The organism is Paraburkholderia ginsengiterrae (genome assembly GCF_001645125.1).
GTDB classification, from domain to species: Bacteria; Pseudomonadota; Gammaproteobacteria; order Burkholderiales; family Burkholderiaceae; genus Paraburkholderia; species Paraburkholderia ginsengiterrae.
Genome location: NZ_LXKA01000187.1, coordinates 111640 through 131476, shown reverse-complemented (window position 1 = coordinate 131476; position 19837 = coordinate 111640). Strand labels below are relative to the sequence as shown.

Here is a 19837-nt window from a genome sequence, read left to right as displayed (position 1 = left end):
GGTCGATCAGTTCCTTCGGAATGGACGGCAAGGCCGTCTGGGCCTTGGGCGCCGCTTTGGGTTTGCGTGGCATACATGCTCCTTGAGCTACATGTTATGCCTTGAACACAAAATTTATGACAGGCCCGGGTTCTCGCTTTAAAGAGCCCGCTACAACACCACAGCCTCCCCCTCTAACAAAGACTCCCGCATCGCCGCCCCAATCCTCGTAGCCTCCACCGCATCGGCAAGCGACGCGCCGGCAGGCGCACTACCACCACTAAGCACCGCCGCTACAAACGCCTGCGCCTCAAACAAAAACGCCTCTTCGAACCGATCAAAAAAACTCGGCGTGCACTCATTGCGAACCCCGGTGGCATCATAAATCTCAACACGATTCAAACGCGGATTCCGGCCAACAACAAGCGCACCGGAGGTGCCAATCACTTCGCTATGCGTATCATTCCCATGTGCCTGCGTCCGCGACGCATAAAACATGGCCAGCTTGCCACCCTCGAACTCGCAGATAGCAACCCCATTATCGACATCCCCAAATTCCCGCAACCCGTCATGCAGCACAGCAGCACCCGCCGCAAATACACGTTTCGCCCGCGGTTTTCCAAGCAGCCAGCGCGCCACGTCGATATCGTGCACCGTGCAGTCGAGAAAAATACCACCTGAACTCGCCGCAAAACGCACAAAGAAACCATCGGTATCGTTTTGGTCAGTAGTCTGCGAGCGCACAAGAAACGGCCGCCCAATCTTCCCCGCTTCAATCTTCTCGAACGCATCCCGATAGCTCGGATCAAAACGCCGCATAAAACCAATCGTGGCCTGCAAATGCGGATATCGCGCAGCCTCGGCCAACACCCGCTCGCACTCCGCGAGATCCAGCGACAAAGGCTTCTCGCAAAACACATGCTTGCCGGCGTGCAACGCGTCGACAATTTGCTGCGCGTGCAACGACGACGGCGTGACCAGCCACACCGCATCCACCTCGCGATCGGCAAGCAGGTCCGCATAATCGTCGTAAAGACGCGTTGCGGGCAAGGCTTCACGCGCCCACGCCCGCTCCTCCTCCACCGGACTGCAAGCAGCCACGAGAGCCGCGCCCGGCACGCGATACGCCAGATTCCCGGCATGCCGCTTGCCGAGACGCCCCAAGCCGACTATCCCCATGCGAAGCCGCCCGGTCGCCGCGCTCATCGTGCATCCTCGCCGAGTTTGATTGCGCGGCCCTCGCGCCACGAACGTGTCGCGGCGTCGGCAAGTTCGAGCGCTTTCAGGCCGTCCGCCACGGTGGTGCGAACCGGCTTGCCGTGCGTGACCGCGTCGAAGAAATGCGCGATTTCCTGCGCGTAAGCAGCCCGGTAACGTTCGAGGAAAAACGCCTCGGGCACGTCGCTCGACACTTCGGTCTTCGAATACGCCGTGACCTCCGTGGGCCGCACGTTACCCGCCTGCAGCATGCCGGCGCTGCCAAGCACTTCGAAACGCTGGTCATAACCGTACGCGGCGCGGCGCGCGGTGTTGATCTGGCACAGGCGGCCGCGCTTCGTGCGGATCGTCACCGCGGTCGAATCGATATCGCCCGCCTCAGCAATCGCCGGATCGCTCAGGCAACTGCCGGTGGCGTGCAACGTGTCGGCTTCGTCATCGAGAATCCAGCGGAAGATGTCGAAGTCGTGAATCAGCATGTCCTTGAAAATGCCGCCCGAATGCCGGATGTAGTCGACCGGCGGCGCGCCCGGATCGCGGCTCGTCACCACCAGCATTTCAGGCGTGCCGATTTCGCCCGCATCGAGCCGCGCCTTCAGCGCCGAGAACGTGGGGTCGAAGCGGCGCTGAAAACCGATCATGCACACCACGCCCGCACGCTCGACCGCTGTCGCGCAAGCCCGCGCGCGTTCCAGCGTCAGATCCACGGGCTTCTCGCAGAACACATGTTTCTTCTGCGCGGCGGATTGCATGATCAGATCCGCGTGCGTATCCGTGCTCGAACAGATCACGGTGGCGCCAATCGAGGCATCGCCCATCGCGCCGTCGATATCCATGACCTGCGCGCCATGCTCGGCGGCGAGCGCGGCGGCGGCCGCGCGATTCACGTCGACCACGTACTTGAGCCGCACGCCCGGCTGCCGCGCAAGATTCGCCGCGTGTATCTTGCCGATGCGCCCCGCGCCGAATACCGCCACGTCGATCGTTCTTACCGCGTCAGTCATCGTATCCTCCAGTGTCTTTGGATTCTTCAACGTTCAATTCGAGCTTGTACGCGAGCGCGATGAACAACGCCTGGCACAAACAGATCGTGCTGGTTAGCGAGCGGAACGCGAACGCACTGCCCTCTTTTACATACAGTTGCGTGGTGGCATAGCGCGCGAGCGGAGATAGTTGGCTATCCGTAATAACGAGTGTCTTGGCCTGATGATGGTGCGCGACGCGCAGGCAATACTGGGTTTCCTTGCCATAGGGCGCGAAGCTGATCGCGATCACCACGTCGCCCTTCTTCACGCTGCGAATCTGTTCGCGATACATGCCGCCGAAACCGGACACCAGATGCACGCGCTTGGGCGTGTGCTGCAGCGCGTAGACGATGTAGCTCGCCACCGGGAACGAGCGCCGCACGCCGATCACATAGATGTTGTCGGCCTGCTGCAGCATGTTCACGGCGGCGTCGAACTGCTGGTCGTCGAGCCCCGCTTCGAGTTCCTCCAGGCCGCCGCGCGAGGCCGCAATGAATTCGCGCGCCACCGAGCCGCCGGACAGCGCGCCCGGTTTCTCGTCGATCAGCTTGCGAATCCGCTGCTGATAGCTCGGCGACGAACTGCCCTGCCCCGTGTACGCCTGCCGGAATACCGCCTGCAGATCGGAAAAACCGGAAAAGCCGAAACGCTGCGCAAACCGCACCACGGCGGACGGATGCACACCGCAACTCGTGGCGATGTCGCTGGTGCGATCCACCATCACGCTCGAGCGGTGCTGCTCGATATAGCTCGCGACGTTCTTCAACTGACGCGGCAACGTCTCGTAGTTTTCCGCGATGCGTTGCATCAATTCTTCGACGCTCGGCAAGTCCTCGGTGCTCTCTTCCGCCATGGCTCTCTCTCAGTAGCTCTATTGCAGTGCGGCAGCCGCTTTCAACGGCCCCCGCACAGTGTCCTGACGCTGCCGATTATAGGCAGGCACCCCTTCAAATGGAACGTATTTTCCATTTTTATTTTTCATGAAATTTTCATTGCAACACCTTCGAAGATGACCTAATCTTGGTCGTGAGCGATGGTGCTTCGGTGGATTCGCCTCGGCTGTATGTGGATGGAAAGCCGCCCGCCACGCGCTCCCTTCAAGAACGACATACCGAGAAAGGTGGAGACAATGAGACTTTGCAAGGGCAAGGCTACGCTCAGGATTCTGGTGACGGCATTGACGTTGGCGACGGGATTCGGCGCGGCCTCGGCGGCGCGCGCGGCCGACGCTCACTTCGTGCTGATCAGCCACGCGCCGGATTCGGACTCGTGGTGGAACACCATCAAGAACGCCATCAAACAGGCCGACGAGGACTTCAACGTCGAGACCGACTATCGCAACCCGCCGAACGGCGACATCGCCGACATGGCGCGCCTGGTCGAACAGGCCGCCGCGCGCAACTACGACGGCGTGATCGTCTCGATTGCCGACTTCGACGTGCTGAAGAACTCGATCGCCAAGGTCACCCAGAAGCACATTCCGCTCGTCACGATCAATTCCGGCACCGAAGAGCAAAGCGCGCAGCTCGGCGCGATCATGCACGTCGGGCAGCCTGAATACGCCGCGGGCAAAGCGGCCGGTGAAAAGGCCAAGGCCGCCGGCATCAAGTCGTTCCTGTGCGTGAACCACTACGCGACCAACCCGGCTTCGTTCGAACGCTGCCGTGGCTTTGCCGATGCGATCGGCGTCGACTTCAAGGCCTCGACACTCGACGCGGGCCAGGATCCGACCGGCGTGCAGTCGAAAGTGGGCGCTTATCTGCGCAATCATCCGGACACCCAGGCAGTGCTCGCGCTCGGTCCGCTGTCGGCTGATCCGACGATCAAGACGCTGCAGCAAATGGGTCTTGCGGGCAAGATCTGGTTCGCCACGTTCGACTTCGACAGCGACATCGCCAAGGGCATCCAGGACGGCACGATCCAGTTCGCGATCGACCAGCAGCCGTACTTGCAGGGCTATATCCCGGTGGCCGTGCTGGCGATCGTGAAGAAGGACAAGACCACCGACCCGGTGAAGATCCGCCAGGCTCTGGAAGCCAATCCGAAGTTCAAGGCACGCCTCGCCACCTACGGCCTCGCCCCCTCCTACGGGCCGCGCAATATCGGCTCGGGTCCGGGCTTCATCACCAAGGCCAATGTCGACAAGGTTCTGAAGTACGCGGGGCAATACCGCTAGGCAACGCATCGCCTCACGCCGCCACCACGGCGGCAAGCATGAACTGACCGGGGGCCGGCCAGATCGATCTGGTCCAGCCGGCGCTCGCCCGTTCGCCATGTTGTGCGTGCAGTCTCGACGTGTAGCAAACTTGTCTCAAACGCCCCACGGGTTTCCATCGAACAGTCGCCCGCCGGCGTATCAAGGAGAGCTTCAATGGGTGTCGCCAACCTGTTTCATCCCCATCCACGCAAGCAGCCCCCTTCCGACCCGAAGGATCCGTTGGGCCAGGCTGCGGCCACGTCTTCCGCCGCCGATGAGCGCGTGCGCCAGGAGTCGTGGTTCCGGCATCTGCTCAATCGCCCGGAGTTCGCCGCGCTGGCCGGCACCGCGATGGTGTTCATCGTGTTCGGCGTGAGCGCCGGCAACTCGGGGATGTTCAATCTCGACGGCATCATGAACTGGTCGCAGGTCGCGGCCTATCTGGGCCTGATCTCGGTCGGCGCCTGCGTGCTGATGATCGCGGGCGAATTCGATCTGTCGATCGGCTCGATGATCGGCTTTGCCGGCATGATGGTCGCGCTGCCCACCATGTATTTCCACTGGCCGATCTGGCTCGCCATCGTGTTCGCGTTCGCCGGTTCGATGCTGCTCGGCGCATTCAACGGCTATCTCGTGATGCGCACGCGGCTGCCGTCGTTCATCGTCACGCTCGCCTTCCTGTTCATTCTGCGCGGTCTCACGCTGGCGCTCTCGGTGATGTTCGCCGATCGCACGATCATCTCCGGCGTCGGCGACGTCGCGAAGCAGGACTGGCTCGCGCACACGCTCTTCCAGGGCGTCGCGTTCAGGGACCTGTTCCTCTGGCTGGGCCACATGGGTCTCGTGAAAATGCTCGACAACGGCGTGCCGCTCGTGCCTGGCATTCCCAAGGTGCTGCTCTGGTGGCTCGCGCTGGCCATTGTCTGCGCCTTCGTTCTCGCGAAAACCCGCTTTGGCAACTGGATCTTCGCCGTGGGCGGCGACGCGAACGCGGCCAAGAACGTCGGGGTTCCGGTGCGGCGCGTGAAAATCTCCCTGTTCGTGCTGACCGCGTTCTGCTCGTGCCTGTACGCGGTGCTGCAAGTGTGCGATATCGGCTCGGCCGCGGCCGACCGCGGTTTGCAGGCGGAATTCGAAGCGATCATTGCCGCGGTGATCGGCGGCACGCTCCTCACGGGCGGCTACGGCTCGGTGGTGGGCGCCTGCTTCGGCGCGCTGATCTTCGGGGTCGTGCAGATCGGCATCACCTACACCAATGTCGATTCGGACTGGTTCCGCGTGTTCCTTGGCGTCATGCTGCTGTTCGCCGTGCTGTTCAACCACTACGTGCGCAGCCGTGTCGCGGCGTCCCGCTAAAGACAAGGAGTTCATGATGACCGCCACTGAACAGACCGCCGGCGACTACATCCTGGCGCTCGAGAACGTCAGCCGTTATTTCGGCAACATCATCGCGCTCAACGACGTCACGATCAGGCTCAAGCGCGGCGAAGTGCATTGCCTGCTCGGCGACAACGGCGCAGGCAAATCGACCCTGATCAAGACGCTCGCCGGGGTGTACCAGCCGAGCGAAGGCACCTACCTGGTCGACGGCAAACCGGTGCGCTTCACATCGCCGAAAGACGCGCTCGATCTCGGCATCGCCACCGTGTATCAGGATCTCGCGCTGGTGCCGCTGCTCTCCGTGGCACGCAACTTCTTCATGGGGCGCGAGCCGCAAAAGAAACTGTTTGGCATCCTGAACGTGATGGATCTCGACACCTGCGCCACCACAGCGCGCGACAAGCTCGCTGAAATGGGCATTAACGTGCGCGATCCGCACCAGCCTATCGGCACCATGTCCGGCGGCGAGAAGCAGTGCCTCGCGATTGCGCGGGCGATTCACTTCGGCGCGCGCGTGCTGATTCTCGACGAACCGACCGCCGCGCTCGGCGTGAAGCAGAGCTTCAACGTGCTCAAACTGATTCACAAGGCGCGCGCCAAAGGCATCTCGGTGATTTTCATTACGCACAACGTTCACCACGCGTATCCGATCGGCGATTCGTTCACGGTGCTCAACCGCGGCAAATCGCTCGGCACGTTCACCAAGGAAACCATCAGCAAGGACGAAGTGCTCGACATGATGGCCGGCGGCGCCGAAATGCAGAAGATGATCGGCGAACTCGAAGGCGCGACGATCTGATTCATACGCGCGGCTTGCGGGCGCCTGCGCGCCCTGCAACCGCGCTCAGCTACTCAGGATTATTCATGGATCATTCCAGCACATCCAACGCAACCGCAACCGGGCTCGTGGCCGGCAGCCGCTTCGCGCCGGGCCGCAGCCGCGACATCGTCTGCCTCGGCCGCCTCGCCGTCGATCTGTACGCTCAGCAGGTCGGCGCGCGGCTCGAAGACGTGTCGAGCTTCGCCAAGTATCTCGGCGGGTCGTCGGCGAATATCGCGTTCGGCTGCGCGCGCCTCGGACTCGCTTCGTCGATGCTGGCGCGCGTCGGCAACGACCATATGGGCCGCTTTCTGACGGAGACGCTCGCCAAGGAAGGTTGCGACGTCAGCCACGTGCGCGTCGATCCGGAACGCCTGACCGCGCTCGTGCTGCTCGGCCTGAAAGACCGCGACACGTTCCCGCTGATTTTCTACCGCGAGAACTGTGCGGACATGGCCGTCGACGAAGCAGATTTCGATGAAGCCTATATCGCCTCGTCGAAAGCGCTGCTGATCACCGGCACGCATTTTTCCACCGAACAGGTGAACCGCACGAGCCGCCGCGCGCTCGATTACGCGCGCCGCAACCAGGTGCGCACCGTGCTCGACATCGACTACCGCCCCGTGTTGTGGGGCCTCACCGGCAAGGCGGACGGCGAAACCCGCTTCGTGGCGAGCGAGGGCGTCACCGCGCATTTGCAGCGCATTCTGCCCTTGTTCGACCTGGTGATCGGCACCGAAGAGGAATTCCGCATTGCCGGCGGCAAGACCGAGCTGATCGAGGCGCTCGCCATGGTGCGCGCCGTCACCCCCGCCACGCTGGTGCTCAAGCGCGGGCCGCTGGGCTGCCAGATCATCGACGGCAAAGTGCCCGCCTCGCTCGACAGTGTGCCGATGCAAGGCGGCGTGGAAGTCGAAGTGCTGAACGTGCTCGGCGCGCGCGACGCGTTCGCCTCGGGCTTTCTCTCCGGATGGCTGCGCGATCAGCCGCTCGAAGCCTGTGCGCGCGCCGCGAATGCGAGCGGCGCGCTGGTCGTCTCGCGGCACGGCTGCGCGCCAGCCATGCCGACGCCCGCCGAACTCGACTATTTCCTGCGCGAGGCCAAAGCCGATCCGCAGCGTATGCGCCGCCCCGATCGCGACGCGACGCTCGCGCGCCTGCATCGGGTCTCGCCGGCCCGCAAGCAATGGGACGAAGTACTCGGCTTCGCCTTCGACCATCGCAACCAGTTCTTCGAGCTCGCCCAGCAGACCGGCGCCGACGAGGCGCGTATCGCGCGCCTGAAGGGCCTGTTCGTCGAAGCGGTCGCACAGACCGAGCGCGCGCTGGGTCTGCAAGGTTGCATCGGCGTACTGATCGACGACCGCTATGGTCAGGACGCGCTCAACGCCGCCACCGGCCGCGGCTGGTGGATCGGCCGGCCGGTCGAGCTGCCCGGCTCAGTGCCCCTTGTGTTCGATCATGGCCGCTCGATCGGCACGACGCTGATCCCGTGGCCGCAGGAGCATGTTGCCAAGTGCCTCGTGCAGTTCCATCCCGACGAACCCGTCGAGCAGCGTCTCGAACAGGAAGCCCAGTTGCGGGCGCTCTACGACGCGACGCAGGCGAGCGGCCATGAATTGCTGCTCGAAGTGATTCCGCCCAAGCATGCGAATTTGCCGCAGACGCCGGACATCGTGTATCGCGCGCTGAAGCGCCTGTACAACATCGGCATCTATCCGGAGTGGTGGAAGCTCGAACCGATGGACGCCGCCCAATGGCAAGCCGTCGACGCGCTGATCGCCGAGCGCGATCCCTACTGCCGCGGCGTGGTCCTGCTCGGTTTGTCGGCGGGCGTCGAGCAGTTGAACGAAGGCTTTCGCGCGGCGGCGCAATCGGCCACGTGCCGCGGCTTCACGGTGGGCCGCACGATCTTCCACGAGCCGAGCCATGCGTGGCTCGCAGGCGAAATCGGCGACGACGAGCTGATTGCGCGCGTGCGCCACACCTTCGAAATGCTGATCGCCGGTTGGCGCGCGGCACGCGGCACGACAGCCGCGCCACACGCCGCGCCGGATCATGTTCATCAGGAGAAGGCTGCATGAACCAGCGCGTATTGCATCACGACGCGGCCTCGGCCAACGACGCCAGCCTGGCCCGCGCGACGCCGGGCGGCACCATTCGCCTGACGGCCGCCCAGGCGCTGGTCCGCTATCTCGCGGCGCAACGCGTGACGACCGAGGACGGCCAGGGTACCGAACCGCTCTTCGGCGGCGTGTTCGCCATTTTCGGCCACGGCAACGTGGCAGGCCTCGGCGAAGCGCTGTATCAGCATCGCGAAGAACTGCCCACCGTGCGCGCGCATAACGAACAGGCCATGGCGCACAGCGCGATTGCCTACGCAAAGGCACATATGCGCCGCCGCATGATGGCGGTCACCACGTCGATCGGACCGGGCGCCACCAATCTCGTGACCGCGGCGGCACTCGCGCACGTGAACCGTCTGCCGGTGCTGCTGCTGCCCGGCGACATCTTCGTGTCGCGCGCGCCCGATCCGGTCCTGCAGCAGGTCGAGGACTTCCACGATGGCGGCGTCTCGGCCAACGACGCACTCAAACCGGTATCGCGCTACTTCGACCGCATCGTGCATCCGGCGCAATTGCTCAACGCCCTGCCGCGCGCGCTGCGCGTGCTCACCGATGCCGCCTTGTGCGGCCCCGTCACACTCGCGTTGCCGCAGGACGTGCAGGCGCAGGCCTGGGATTTTCCCGTCAGCTTCTTCGCGCCGCGCGTCGTCACGTTTTATGCGCCCGCGCCGCGCGCCGACGAGATCGAGGCGGCCTGCACCCGACTGCGCGAAGCCAGGCGTCCGTTGATCGTCGCGGGCGGCGGCGTGCTCTACGGCCGCGCGGCCGATGCCTTGCAGCGCTTCGCAGCCGCTCACGGTATTCCGGTGGCGGAAACCCAGGCCGGCAAAGGCTCGCTCGCGTGGAACGATCCGCTGAACGCGGGCGCGCTGGGGGTCACCGGCTCGCCCGCCGCGAACGCATTGGCTCACGACGCCGATTGCGTGCTGGCCGTCGGCACCCGCCTGCAGGATTTCACCACCGGTTCGAACACCTTGTTCACGCAAGCCGATGTGGTCGCCATCAACGCCAATGCCTTCGACGGTCTGAAGCACCGTGGGCAAGTGGTCGAAGCGGACGCGCGTCTTGCGCTCGAAGCGCTCGCCGAACCGCTGCAAGGCTGGCACGCGGAGCGCGCATGGACCGCGCGCGCGCACAAGCTCGCGGCGGGCTGGCGCGAGACGGTGCACACGCTCACGCACGCGCCGCAACGCGATGCCGTGCTGCCTTACGAGGGCGACGTGATCGGCGCGGTGCAGCGCTCGTGCGCCAATTCGCCGACCCACGACATCGTGGTGTGCGCGGCCGGCACGCTGCCCGCCGAATTGCACAAGCTGTGGCGCGCCGGCCAGCCGGGCGCGTACCACGTCGAATACGGCTATTCGTGCATGGGCTACGAGATTGCCGGCGGGCTTGGCGTGAAGCTCGCGCGGCCCGCTCGCGACGTGATCGTGATGGTCGGCGACGGCAGCTATCTGATGATGAACAGCGAAATCGCGACCTCGGTCATGCTCGGCGCGAAGCTGATCGTCGTGGTGCTCGACAATCGCGGCTATGGCTGCATCAACCGCTTGCAGCAGGCCTGCGGCGGCGCGCCGTTCAACAATCTGCTGGCGGATTGCATGCAAGGGCCGCTCGGGGCGCCGCAGATCGATTTCGCGGCGCACGCGCGCGCGCTCGGCGCACAGGCCGAACATGCGGCGAATCTCGCCGAACTCGAAGCCGCGCTGCAACGCGCCCGCGCGGCGGAACGCACGTACGTCATCAGCATCGACACGGACCCTGCCCGCACCACCGACGAAGGCGGTTGGTGGTGGGAAGTCGCGGTTCCCGAAGTCTCCACGCGCGCGAGCGTGCGCGCGGCACGCGCCAAATACGACGCGCAACTCGCGGCTCGCGCGGAGCCGGACAGCCTGGCCGATCCCGCCGGCCCCACCGACAACGCATGAGGACGCCCGCATGACTGCTTTCGACGTACGTATCGGCATCAACCCGTTATCGTGGATGAACGACGATCTGCCTTCGCTCGGCGGCGAGACGCCACTCGAAGTCGCGTTGACGGAGGGTCGTCAGATCGGCTACCAAGGCTTCGAACTCGGTAACAAGTTTCCGCGCGAACCGCAAGCGCTGAAGGCGCTGCTCGCGCAATACGATCTCGCGCTGGTGTCCGGCTGGTATTCCGGGCGTCTCGCGCGGCGCAGCGTGGCAGAGGAAATCGCCGCGGTCGGCCCGCATCTCGACCTGCTCGCGCAAAACGGCGCGACTGTGATGGTCTACGGCGAGGTCGCCGATTCGATTCAGGGCGCGCCGCAGCCGCTCTATCAACGGCCGCGTTTTTTCAGCGACGCGCAGTGGGCCGCATATGCCGCACGCGTCGACGAGTTCGCGCGTTTTACCCAGAGCCGTGGCGTGCGGCTCGCCTATCATCATCACATGGGGGCGTATGTCGAGACCCCGGCTGACGTCGATCAACTCATGTCGCGCACGAGCGACGCCGTTGGCCTGCTGTTCGACGCGGGGCACATCACGTTCGCCGGCGGCGATCCGCTCGCGGTGCTCGACCGGCATATCGGGCGCGTCTGCCACGTGCATTGCAAGGACGTGCGCCCCGCCGTGATGAAACTGGCGCGCAATCGCAACTGGAGTTTTCTCGACGCGGTGATCGCGGGCGCCTTCACAGTGCCGGGCGACGGCGCGGTGAACTTCCCGGCGATCATCGCGCGCCTGAAGCGCCACGGCTATCGCGGCTGGCTGGTGGTCGAAGCGGAACAGGACCCGGTGGTGGCGCCGTCGTTCGAGTATGCGCAGAAAGGTTTCCAGACCTTGCGGGCGCTGGTCGACGCGCCGCTCGACGCCGCTGAAAGAGCGGCGCAGGAGGCAGCATGAGTCTATTGGTCAAGGCGCAGCGCGAAGGCCAGACGATCGCGCGGGTCACGCCGGAGTCGGCGTGCTGGCGGTATGTGGGATTTGCCGCCTACCGGCTGGCTGCGAGCGACGTCGTGCATGTGTTCGAACCGTCGCGCGAGGTGTGCATCGTCGTGCTCACGGGTGCGGTGGATGTTGAAACGGCGGGCACCACCTGGCGTTCGCTAGGTTCGCGCGACAGCGTGTTCGAAGACGCCGCGCCGTTCGCGGTCTATCTGCCGCCGGGCGTGCGGACCACCGTTCGCGCGTGCCGCGATGCCGAGATCGGCGTGGCAAGCGCGCCCGCCGAAGGCAAGTATCCGGCGAGGCTGATCGAACCTGCTTCGATGAAGCGTTCCACGCGCGGCAAGTCGCTGAATACGCGATACGTATGCGATATTCTTCCACAGACCGAGCCCGCGGAGTCGCTGCTGGTGGTGGAAGTCAGGACGCCGGGCGGACACGCGTCCAGCTATCCGCCGCATAAGCACGACACCGACAACGTCCCGCACGAGAGTTCACTCGAAGAGACTTACTATCACCGGCTCGATCCGCCGCAAGGGTTCGCGTTTCAGCGCGTGTACACGGACCTGCGCGACATCGACGAATCGATGGCTGTCGAGAACCATGACGTGGTGATGGTGCCGCGTGGGTATCACCCCGTAGTCGTGCCTTACGGCTATGACTCGTACTATCTGAACGTCATGGCCGGCGGGCAGCGGGCCTGGCATTTCCGCAACGATCCGGCGCATGAATGGATCATCAATAAGGATGCCTGACGTTGCGGTTCTGCACGGCGCTTCGGCAAAACGCCGTGCAGGGCAAAGCGGTCATGCTATTTCCTCGCAGCCAGATCGACATCCAGCCCACCGTCCTCGCCCATCCTCACCGTTCCCTTCGACACATCCCGGCGATAGCCGTAAAGGTCGAACTTCATCACGCCGGGGTTCGAGCTGTCCTTGATGAGCGTTCTCGTGTTCGTCACCAGCGAGTTGAACATCTTCACGTCGCCGGACTCGATCCACACGAAACTTTTGCTCACGCCTGCGGGCGGTCTGGCGGCGACGAGATTGCCGTCGCGCTTGAACTTCAGCACGAGGCCTTCATCGGTCACGGTCGCGCTCGCGAGACGTCCTTGCAGAACCGGCGGCGGAAACACCGTGTACTGATCGAAGACCAGTTCATTGCCCATGAGCGCCACGCCCTTGCGCGTGAACGGCGTCAGCGAGGCAAGCGGAATATCCAGCGCGCGCAGCAAGCCGGCTTGCGGCACGCCCAGCACTTTCACCGATGTCGGCTCATACACGAGATGCCGCTCATCCTTCGCGACGATCGTGCCGCTCATGGTGGTCGGCAGCCACACGCCGGGGAAGTGATTCCACAGCTTGATGCCGCCCGTCACTTCCAGCTTGCCGTCCACGGGTTTCAACTGCAGGTCGTCGAGGGAGCGCGGTGCGTAGTCGAGCAAATAGTCGTTGAACAATGCGGCCATCGCCGGCCACGGCTCTATCACTTCGCCGCCGATGATGTGGATATCGTACTGATCGGGATCGTCCAGATCGACCGGTTGCCCCGGCTTCTTCGGCACCATCTGCGCATCCAGCGAGCGCACGTGAAAACCGATGCGCCCTGCCACATAGAAATCGACGTTCTCGACATGAATCAACGGCGCGGGGCCGGAGGAATGACGCTCGTCGGCGGGCGCGGCGCCGGGCATCGACATGGCGGACGCGGAAAACGCCGCGCGCGTGCCGACCGGAATCGCGCGCGCCGCCGACGCGGTGCTCGACGTGTGCGGCATGTGCTGCCACACGAGACGCGCCTGCGCGAGCGCCGCCTGTTGCGCATGGATGATGCTGTCGTTATAGCGCGCGTTCGCGCTGCCCATTTGCGCCGTCGTGTCTCTCGCGGCGTTGGCTAGCGTCGGATACGACGGCATGTGCACGTCGAGCGCGCCCGTTTCTTCGAAGGTGAGATAACCGGCCGCCAACTGCTCCCGGTAGTGGTACAGATCCAGCACGAACGACGCGCTGGCGTCGACGGGCACGATCGCCATGTCGATATTCATCGGCATCGAGCGCATGAATTTCACGTCGCCGCCCTGGATCAGCAGGCCACGCGCGGGCATCGTCGCGGGCCAGACGATGATCGGCACGGTGCGGTCGTCGAGCGTGAAGCGCACGCCCGCGGCGCTCGTCTCGATCTGCGTGATGCTCATGCGCAATGCGGGCGGCGGCGTCAGTTTGGTGACTTGCATGACCACGTCGTCGCCATCGAGGCGCGCAATTGGCGTATCGACCTTCAGCAGGTCGGCCATTTTCACGTGCGCGGCCTGCATCAGCTTATCTGCGCCGACGCCGGCCACTTCGACGTGATCGGCATGAAACACGAGTTCGTCGGCACTGCGCATCGAGAGCGAACCCGTCAGCGTGATTGGCACCCATGTCTCGCGATGCATCTCGCCGGTAATGCGCAGGCTGCCGCTATCCAGCGGCACCACGCGCATATTGCGCAGCGGCGAGCCCTGATACTGGAACAGGTAACGGTTGAAGATCGCCGTGAGTTTCGCGCTGTCCATCGTGACCTGGCCACGGTGGACGTTGATCGTCACGTTGGTCGGATCGTCGAATACGATCGGCTGCCCCGGGTGCGCCGGGCTCAGCGTCGCCGCCATGTCCTGAATCATGAAGCCGATGTCGCCGGTCACGCGAAAGTCGACGTCGCGCGCGAACATCATCGAACCGTCGATGCCGGAATCGCGCAGCGTCAGCGGACGGGTGCGCTTTTCGGTCATGCCGCTCGCCGATGGCACACGTGCGGCGACGCTTTGTTCGGCGGCCAGTTGTTTGAGTTTGGCGAGTTCGAGCGCGGGCTGTGCGGAAGATGCCGGTTGCCCGGCGCCGGCGGTAGCCGCTGTGCCTGCTGCGATGTGCGTAGCGTCGGTCGCCGTCGAGCTTGCATCGGCGCATGCGGACATCAGCAGCGCGGCCGTCAGCAGCACGGTGCCCACGCCGATACGCGATGACCATGCGCGAGCGTACCGTGCGCCGGCGGCTCGCCTGTTGCACGAAGGCGCCGCCGGCCGGTCGTGCGCCGGCCCTTCACCCAATGCGCGACTCTGTTCCATGATGTCTCCTCCTGAGGCCGCAGCGCGTCTTTCGCGCGCCGGGCACGGCATCGTTCGCCGCGTCTACACAGGCTTTAAACGGCCGGCCTGCGTTGCGCGCCTTTGACCAGATTGTGTTGATTTGTCGGCGCGCTGCCGACAAGTTTTATGGAGGGCGCTCACCAAACGATCAAGCGTTTGAATCGCTGTCGCGGGTCAGTGGAAAGCCGTATGGGTTGGGCGTGCGCGGCGCATCGGCAAATGAAATTCAAACGGCAGGATGGGAGCGATCCGCGCGCGGCACACCGCACCCAAGCGTCACCCAAGGCGCGAATCGTTCGGCAGGAGAGCAAACCAGTCGTCAACCGGCGTGTGGCGCTGCAATAAAAACCGCAACACGCCGGACGCTCAGCCTACGCCGAGCCATTCCTGCATCACGTCGGTACGCTGTAGAAACGAGTCGAGCGCACCATCGAACACGATCTCGCCGTGCCCCATCACGGCAACGCGGCTCGCGATATCCTGCGCGATCACGAGGCGCTGTTCGATCAGCAGCATTGCCACGCCCCGATCGCGCAATGTCCGCAGACACCCGGCGACCTGCTCCATCACGAGACGTGCAAGGCCCTCGCCGGGTTCGTCGATGATCAGCAGATCGGGATCGCCGAGCAGCGCCCTGGCGAGCGTCAGCATCTGCTGCTCGCCGCCCGACAGCGCGCCAGCGCGCGTGCGCTTGCGTTCGCGCAGCACGGGGAAAAGCGTGTAGGCGTCGTCGAGCGTGAAGCGCGGCGCGCGGCGCCCGCGAGCCTGCGGCGCAAGCCCGAGCAGCAGATTCTCATGGACGCTCAGCGCCGGAAACACGTCGCGATGCTCGGGCACGTAGCCGAGCCCGAGACGGGCGATTTCGAAGGTGCGCAAGCCGGCGAGCGCGCGGCCGGCAAAATGCAACTCGCCTTCACTGCGCACGAGCCCCATGATGGCGCGCGCGAGCGTCGAGCGGCCCGAGCCGTTGCGGCCCACCAGCGCCAGCACTTCACCGGCCTCGATGCGCAGCGCGACGCCGTGCAGCACCTGGCTCGCGCCGTACCACGCGTTCAGCCCGCGAATCTCGAGCAAGGCGCTCATGTGCCGAATCCTTCGCCGAGATACGCCGCGCGCACCGCCGCATTCGCGCGAATCGCCGACGGCGTGCCGCTCGCGATGACGCGTCCCTGGACCAGCACCGAAATGTGATCCGCGATGGCGAAGACCGCTTCCATATCGTGCTCGACCATCAGCAGCGTGCGGCCCGCCGTCGTCTCGCGAATCAGTTCGATGGCGCGCGCCGCTTCCGCGCGGTTCATGCCGGCGGTCGGCTCGTCGAGCAACAAGGTATGCGCGCCGCCCGCGAGCGCGATGCCGAGATCGAGCGCCCGTTGTTCGGCATAGCTGAGCGTGCCAGCGGGAATGTCGCGGCGCGCGCTCAGGCCGACTGAATCGAGCACTTGAGCGGCACGCGCGTCCACCGTCCGCGAGCCGCTGAAACGCTGCCACCAGCGCGTGCGGTCACGCTCCGCCAGCATCGCCGCACAGCGCAGATTGTCGTATACGGAGAGCCGCGCAAACATGCTGGTGCTCTGGAAGCTGCGCGCGAGGCCGCGTCGCGTGATCGCCGCCGGCGCGAGGCGCGTGATGTCCGCGCCGAACAGGTGGATGCGGCCCGCGTTCGGCCGCGCGCCGCCGGCGATCAGATTGAAGAGCGTCGACTTGCCCGCGCCGTTCGGACCGATCAGCGCGTGGCGCTCGCCGGGTTGGATCGCGAGATCGACACCGCGCAGCACCTGCGTGGCGCCGAAGCGTTTTTCGATGCCGTACAGCGCCAGCGCGGGGATCATCGCGTGTCTCCTGCGTTCGGCGTGGCGTTTGCGTTGGCATTCGCGCGCATCGCGTTACGCGCCGCAAGTCCGCCCAGCACAATCAGCACGAGGAGCGCGCTGCCGAGCCGGACGGAGGACGCGCCCATCCACGACGGCACGCCCGCGACCACGTTCACCGACGCGCCGTCGTCCGCGCCGAATTGCGCGGCGTAAGCCCATTGCACCGCGAGTACGACGGCCGCCGTCCACAGCAGCGCGGCGGCAGTGGTCCACAGATAGACCGCGCGGCAGCTTCGCCAGCCGTGCGCGGCGAGGCGCGCCACATGACGCTGCACGAACCCCGCCAGCCCATCCGGCGACATCGCCACCACCGCGATGAAGAAGAGACCCAGATAGAACGGCCAGGCCCGCGTGACGCTCGCCACGGCAACGCTGAAAAACGTCAGGACCACCGCGCCCGCAACCGGTCCGAAGAACGTCGCCGTGCCGCCGATCACCGTGGCAATCAGCACCGCGCCCGAGCGCATCATGCCGACGCTTTCGGTGGAGACCAGTTCGACGTTGATGAGCCCCAACGTCCCCGCGATCCCCGCAAAGAACGCCGACATCACCACCACGCCATAGCGGACGCGACGCGGATAGCAGCCGATCGCCGCCGCCCGCGCCGGGTTATCGCGCACGGCGTTGGCGAGGCGCATGAACGGCGTGCGCGACAGCGCGTACATCGCCACACACGCCAGCACGCACCACAGCGCGATCAGCGCGTAGGCTTCGCGCGCCGGGCCGAAGCTCCAGCTTCCCAGCAGCGCTCCGCTCGCGCGGTCGATCGCCACGCCCGCCTCCCCGCCGAACCAGTCGGGCAGCGTCCACGCCGCTGCCGCCACAAGTTCGCCGAGACCGAGCGTGATCATCGCGAAGGCGGTGCCGGCGCGCCGCGTCGAAATGAAACCCAGCAGCACGCCGCACAGCGCGCCGCCGATTCCGCCGATCAGCGGCAGTAGCACGAGCGACACGCCGAGTCCGTTGAACACGTGCGCGGCGATCAACGCGCCGAGCCCGGAATAAGCGGCATGACCGAACGACAGCAAACCCGTTTCACCGAGCAGCAGGTTGTAGGACAGCGCGAACACGATCATCGCTGCGGTTTGTGCGAGATAGGCGAGCAGCCAGCTTTGCGGCCAGATAAAGGGCGGCACGGCGAGAAACAGAATGAGCGCGAGCCACGGCGCGAGCACGCGCCAGTTTGCGCGCGTTACGGACGACGCCGACTGCGCCGATGATTCACGCAGCTCACGCATGATCGTCGCGCCGTCCGAACAGGCCGCGCGGGCGCAGCGCCAGCATCCCGACCAGCAGCAAATAGGGAATCAGCGGAGCGAGTTGCGCGAGCGTCAGCGCGTCCCAAGCGGGCGGCACCGATGCCCCGGCGAGCGACAGCACGTCGCCCAGCGAGACGTCGCTCGCCACCGCCAGCGTCTGCACGCAGCCGACCAGCAGCGACGCCGCCAACGCCCCGCTCAACGAGCCCAATCCTCCAATCACCACCACCACGAACACAATCGAGCCGAGCGACTCCGCCATGGCCGGCTCGATCACGAAGAGCGGCGCGCCGATCACGCCGGCCAGCGCGGCGAGCGCCGTGCCAGCCGCGAACACGCCGGTGAACACGCGCGGCACGTTGTGGCCGAGTGCTTCAACCGCGCTTGCGTGCGTGAGCGCGGCGCGCACGATCAGCCCCGCTTTCGACACGCGCAACACCGCGTAGAGGACGGCCAGCATGGCGAGCGACACCACCATCATGAAGGCCCGGTAGCGCGCGAACGCCGCGCCGTAGAGGGTGAAGAGCGGCCCGTCGAGCACAGCCGGCACGGTCGCGGACAGCGGGCTCAAACCCCAGCCGAGCTTGACGAGTTCGGCGAGCAGATACGCCGCGCCGAAGGTCACCAGCAACTCGGCGAGATGGCCGTGCACGCGGACACGGCGCAACAGCCAACGCTCCAGCGCTGCGCCGATCAGACCGACGATCAACGGTGCGATCACCAGCGCGCTCCAGAACCCCGCGTGCGCCGCCACCGAAAACCCGACGTACGCGCCAAGCATATAGAAGCTCGCGTGCGCGAAATTCAGCACGCCGAGCATGCTGAAAATCAGCGTCAGGCCCGCCGACAGCATGAACAGCAGCAGGCCATAACTGACGCCGTTCAGCAAATTGATGACGAATGACTGCACGCGGCTATTCCACCTGGGCCGCCGGACCGGCGGCACTCAACGGTTCGAGCGCCGCACGCAATGCGGCGGGCAGGGTCACCGGACGCCGCGTGACGCGATCCACATACACATGCACGAAGTGTCCCTGGGCGGCGGCCAGATCGTCGCCTTCCTTGAAGAGCCCCACTTCGTAGCGCACGCTCGATGTGCCGAGCCGCTCCACCCGCAGCCCCGCTTCGACCCGCTCCGGGAACACCAGCGGCGCGAAGTAGTTGCAATGCGTCTCGACCACGAGACCGATCGTGGCGCCCTGCTCGAAATCGAGCACACCGGCGCGAATCAGATACTCGTTCACCACGGTGTCGAAGTAGCTGTAATAGACGACGTTGTTCACATGGCCGTAGACGTCGTTGTCCATCCAGCGCGTGGTGATCGGCAGGAAATGCGGATAGGCGGCGCGCGCGGCGAGGGCGGGTTTGTTCATCGTCGCTCCGTTCACTGCCCTGCTCATTGTCCAGGCTTCTCGACGAATTCGAACGGCAGACCGCGCCGCCGCATCCACTCGCCGAGCGCCTGACCGGTGCCCGCGCGCCACGGGCGCAGCTTGGCCGGCTCGATCAGCCGGTATTCGAGCAGCTCCGGCGAGAGCGCCACCGTGCCGTACGCCTTCACGTGATACGCGATGATCAGCTCGTTCTTGCGGATGAATTCGTACACGCCGATCAACTCGACCGTCTCCGTGTGAAGCGAGGTTTCTTCGCGCACTTCGCGGGCAATGCCCTCTTCCGGCGTCTCGCCGTTTTCGAGGAAGCCGGTGATCAGCGCGAACATGCCCTCCGGCCAGGCGGCGTTGCGCGCCAGCAGAATCTTGCCTTCGTACTCGACGATGGCCGCCACCACCGGCAGCGGATTGTTCCAGTGCACGTAGCCGCACTCGGTATCGGGACAGCTCTGGCGGACGCGGCCGCCTTCATGTTCAGCGTCGGCGCGCTCGACCAGAGGCGTGGAGCAGCGCGGACAAAATCGGTATTCACTCATG

At 65.2% G+C, this 19837-nt stretch carries 17 protein-coding genes; 7 read left to right on the top strand and 10 right to left on the bottom strand.

Annotation, left to right across the window (positions count from 1 at the left end):
- Positions 1-150: 150 nt before the first annotated feature.
- The 3 genes from A6V37_RS14885 to A6V37_RS14875 are packed head-to-tail and all read right to left on the bottom strand — an operon-like array spanning position 151 to position 3075.
- Complete coding sequence (locus A6V37_RS14885; RefSeq protein WP_064268322.1) at positions 151-1185, bottom strand: Gfo/Idh/MocA family oxidoreductase; 1035 nt, start codon at positions 1183-1185, stop codon at positions 151-153.
- Positions 1182-2201, bottom strand: coding sequence for an inositol 2-dehydrogenase (gene iolG, locus A6V37_RS14880; RefSeq protein WP_064286099.1), 1020 nt, complete (start codon positions 2199-2201; stop codon positions 1182-1184). The genes A6V37_RS14885 and iolG overlap by 4 nt, the downstream gene beginning before the upstream one ends.
- Positions 2194-3075, bottom strand: a complete 882-nt coding sequence (locus A6V37_RS14875) for a MurR/RpiR family transcriptional regulator (protein ID WP_064268324.1) — start codon at positions 3073-3075, stop codon at positions 2194-2196. Before A6V37_RS14875 ends, iolG begins: the two co-directional genes overlap by 8 nt.
- A 276-nt stretch (positions 3076-3351) precedes the next feature.
- On the opposite strand from A6V37_RS14875, the gene A6V37_RS14870 reads away from it, so the two are divergent.
- The 7 genes from A6V37_RS14870 (at position 3352) to iolB (ending at position 12407) form a co-directional block, all read left to right on the top strand.
- On the top strand, positions 3352-4398 hold the full coding sequence (locus A6V37_RS14870) for a sugar ABC transporter substrate-binding protein (RefSeq protein ID WP_064268325.1): 1047 nt from the start codon (positions 3352-3354) through the stop codon (positions 4396-4398).
- A gap of 195 nt (positions 4399-4593) precedes the next feature.
- A complete protein-coding gene (locus A6V37_RS14865) occupies positions 4594-5775 on the top strand; it encodes an ABC transporter permease (RefSeq protein ID WP_064268326.1) in 1182 nt (393 codons plus the stop codon).
- Positions 5776-5791: 16 nt separating this feature from the next.
- A complete protein-coding gene (locus A6V37_RS14860) occupies positions 5792-6598 on the top strand; it encodes an ATP-binding cassette domain-containing protein (RefSeq protein ID WP_064268327.1) in 807 nt (268 codons plus the stop codon).
- A 65-nt stretch (positions 6599-6663) separates the two neighbouring features.
- Positions 6664-8703, top strand: coding sequence for a bifunctional 5-dehydro-2-deoxygluconokinase/5-dehydro-2-deoxyphosphogluconate aldolase (locus tag A6V37_RS14855; RefSeq protein ID WP_064286098.1), 2040 nt, complete (start codon positions 6664-6666; stop codon positions 8701-8703).
- Positions 8700-10673, top strand: coding sequence for a 3D-(3,5/4)-trihydroxycyclohexane-1,2-dione acylhydrolase (decyclizing) (gene iolD / locus A6V37_RS14850; protein ID WP_064286097.1), 1974 nt, complete (start codon positions 8700-8702; stop codon positions 10671-10673). The genes A6V37_RS14855 and iolD overlap by 4 nt, the downstream gene beginning before the upstream one ends.
- A 10-nt stretch (positions 10674-10683) precedes the next feature.
- Positions 10684-11610: a myo-inosose-2 dehydratase gene (iolE, locus tag A6V37_RS14845; protein WP_064268330.1), complete on the top strand. Its 927-nt coding sequence runs from the start codon at positions 10684-10686 to the stop codon at positions 11608-11610.
- The gene (iolB, locus tag A6V37_RS14840) at positions 11607-12407 is read left to right on the top strand and encodes a 5-deoxy-glucuronate isomerase (protein ID WP_064268331.1); all 801 of its coding nucleotides are present in this window, start codon (positions 11607-11609) and stop codon (positions 12405-12407) included. The genes iolE and iolB overlap by 4 nt, the downstream gene beginning before the upstream one ends.
- Before the next feature lie 56 nt (positions 12408-12463).
- On the opposite strand, the gene A6V37_RS14835 is transcribed toward iolB, so the two are convergent.
- The 7 genes from A6V37_RS14835 to A6V37_RS14805 all read right to left on the bottom strand — a co-directional run bounded on the left by A6V37_RS14835 (position 12464) and on the right by A6V37_RS14805 (position 19836).
- Entirely contained in the window at positions 12464-14755 is a 2292-nt protein-coding gene (locus A6V37_RS14835) for a hypothetical protein (RefSeq protein ID WP_064268332.1), read from the bottom strand.
- Positions 14756-15142: 387 nt separating this feature from the next.
- Positions 15143-15859 (bottom strand): ABC transporter ATP-binding protein, encoded by a 717-nt coding sequence (locus A6V37_RS14830; RefSeq protein ID WP_064268334.1) that lies wholly within the window; start codon positions 15857-15859, stop codon positions 15143-15145.
- A complete protein-coding gene (locus A6V37_RS14825; protein WP_064286096.1) occupies positions 15856-16608 on the bottom strand; it encodes an ABC transporter ATP-binding protein in 753 nt (250 codons plus the stop codon). Before A6V37_RS14825 ends, A6V37_RS14830 begins: the two co-directional genes overlap by 4 nt.
- Positions 16605-17888, bottom strand: coding sequence for a branched-chain amino acid ABC transporter permease (locus tag A6V37_RS14820; RefSeq protein ID WP_064286095.1), 1284 nt, complete (start codon positions 17886-17888; stop codon positions 16605-16607). Before A6V37_RS14820 ends, A6V37_RS14825 begins: the two co-directional genes overlap by 4 nt.
- Positions 17881-18819: a branched-chain amino acid ABC transporter permease gene (locus tag A6V37_RS14815; RefSeq protein WP_064268340.1), complete on the bottom strand. Its 939-nt coding sequence runs from the start codon at positions 18817-18819 to the stop codon at positions 17881-17883. The genes A6V37_RS14820 and A6V37_RS14815 overlap by 8 nt, the downstream gene beginning before the upstream one ends.
- A gap of 4 nt (positions 18820-18823) precedes the next feature.
- A complete protein-coding gene (locus tag A6V37_RS14810; RefSeq protein ID WP_064286094.1) occupies positions 18824-19282 on the bottom strand; it encodes an acyl-CoA thioesterase in 459 nt (152 codons plus the stop codon).
- Positions 19283-19305: 23 nt separating this feature from the next.
- Positions 19306-19836 (bottom strand): NUDIX domain-containing protein, encoded by a 531-nt coding sequence (locus tag A6V37_RS14805; RefSeq protein WP_064268344.1) that lies wholly within the window; start codon positions 19834-19836, stop codon positions 19306-19308.
- Position 19837 lies beyond the last annotated feature (1 nt).

Coding starts and splice junctions, on each gene's coding strand:
- A6V37_RS14885 (WP_064268322.1), bottom strand. CDS start 1,185: ATGAGCGCGGCGACCGGGCGGCTTCGCATGGGGATAGTCGGCTTGGGG.
- A6V37_RS14860 (WP_064268327.1), top strand. CDS start 5,792: ATGACCGCCACTGAACAGACCGCCGGCGACTACATCCTGGCGCTCGAG.
- A6V37_RS14875 (WP_064268324.1), bottom strand. CDS start 3,075: ATGGCGGAAGAGAGCACCGAGGACTTGCCGAGCGTCGAAGAATTGATG.
- A6V37_RS14805 (WP_064268344.1), bottom strand. CDS start 19,836: ATGAGTGAATACCGATTTTGTCCGCGCTGCTCCACGCCTCTGGTCGAG.
- A6V37_RS14870 (WP_064268325.1), top strand. CDS start 3,352: ATGAGACTTTGCAAGGGCAAGGCTACGCTCAGGATTCTGGTGACGGCA.
- iolD (WP_064286097.1), top strand. CDS start 8,700: ATGAACCAGCGCGTATTGCATCACGACGCGGCCTCGGCCAACGACGCC.
- A6V37_RS14820 (WP_064286095.1), bottom strand. CDS start 17,888: ATGCGTGAGCTGCGTGAATCATCGGCGCAGTCGGCGTCGTCCGTAACG.
- iolE (WP_064268330.1), top strand. CDS start 10,684: ATGACTGCTTTCGACGTACGTATCGGCATCAACCCGTTATCGTGGATG.
- A6V37_RS14825 (WP_064286096.1), bottom strand. CDS start 16,608: ATGATCCCCGCGCTGGCGCTGTACGGCATCGAAAAACGCTTCGGCGCC.
- A6V37_RS14855 (WP_064286098.1), top strand. CDS start 6,664: ATGGATCATTCCAGCACATCCAACGCAACCGCAACCGGGCTCGTGGCC.
- A6V37_RS14810 (WP_064286094.1), bottom strand. CDS start 19,282: ATGAACAAACCCGCCCTCGCCGCGCGCGCCGCCTATCCGCATTTCCTG.
- iolB (WP_064268331.1), top strand. CDS start 11,607: ATGAGTCTATTGGTCAAGGCGCAGCGCGAAGGCCAGACGATCGCGCGG.
- A6V37_RS14830 (WP_064268334.1), bottom strand. CDS start 15,859: ATGAGCGCCTTGCTCGAGATTCGCGGGCTGAACGCGTGGTACGGCGCG.
- A6V37_RS14865 (WP_064268326.1), top strand. CDS start 4,594: ATGGGTGTCGCCAACCTGTTTCATCCCCATCCACGCAAGCAGCCCCCT.
- A6V37_RS14835 (WP_064268332.1), bottom strand. CDS start 14,755: ATGGAACAGAGTCGCGCATTGGGTGAAGGGCCGGCGCACGACCGGCCG.
- iolG (WP_064286099.1), bottom strand. CDS start 2,201: ATGACTGACGCGGTAAGAACGATCGACGTGGCGGTATTCGGCGCGGGG.